The sequence below is a fragment of the Clostridium frigoris genome, from assembly GCF_018861865.1.
Classification (GTDB): Bacteria; Bacillota; Clostridia; order Clostridiales; family Clostridiaceae; genus Clostridium_AD; species Clostridium_AD frigoris.
Genome location: NZ_JAHLDV010000151.1, coordinates 1 through 682, shown reverse-complemented (window position 1 = coordinate 682; position 682 = coordinate 1). Strand labels below are relative to the sequence as shown.

The 682-nt window shown below is 48.8% G+C and carries 1 protein-coding gene; it reads left to right on the top strand.

Going from position 1 to position 682, the window contains the following annotated elements; genetic code table 11:
* The coding region (locus KPL37_RS19550; protein WP_216151722.1) for a hypothetical protein at nt 1-682 on the top strand (682 nt) is incomplete at both ends.

Here is a 682-nt window from a genome sequence, read left to right as displayed (position 1 = left end):
AACGGGTGAAACGGGAACTACAGGAGCAACTGGAACTACAGGTATAACTGGAAGCACTGGTGTAACCGGAGAAACTGGAATTACAGGATTGACTGGAACTACAGGTGTAACTGGATTGACGGGTGAGACGGGAGCTACAGGAGTAACCGGAACTACGGGTGTAACTGGAACTACTGGTGTGACAGGAATAACAGGTGTAACCGGAGTTACGGGTATCACTGGAACAACTGGTTTAACTGGAGTTACAGGAGTAGCAGGAGTAACGGGAACTACTGGTGTAACAGGAGTTACAGGTTTAACTGGAGTAACGGGTGAGACGGGAGCTACAGGAGTAACTGGAGCTACAGGTATAACCGGAGTTACGGGTGTCACTGGAACTACTGGTGTGACAGGAATAACAGGTGTTACAGGAGAAACCGGAGTTACAGGATTGACTGGAACTACAGGTGTAACCGGAGAAACTGGAGCCACAGGTTTAACTGGAGTGACTGGAGCCACTGGTGAAACAGGAGTTACAGGAGTAACTGGAGTAACTGGAACTACAGGAGAAACCGGAACTACAGGTGAAACCGGAGTTACAGGTGTAACTGGAGAAACTGGAATCACAGGATTGACTGGAACTACGGGTGTAACCGGATTAACGGGTGAAACGGGAACTACAGGAGCAACTGGAACTACAGGT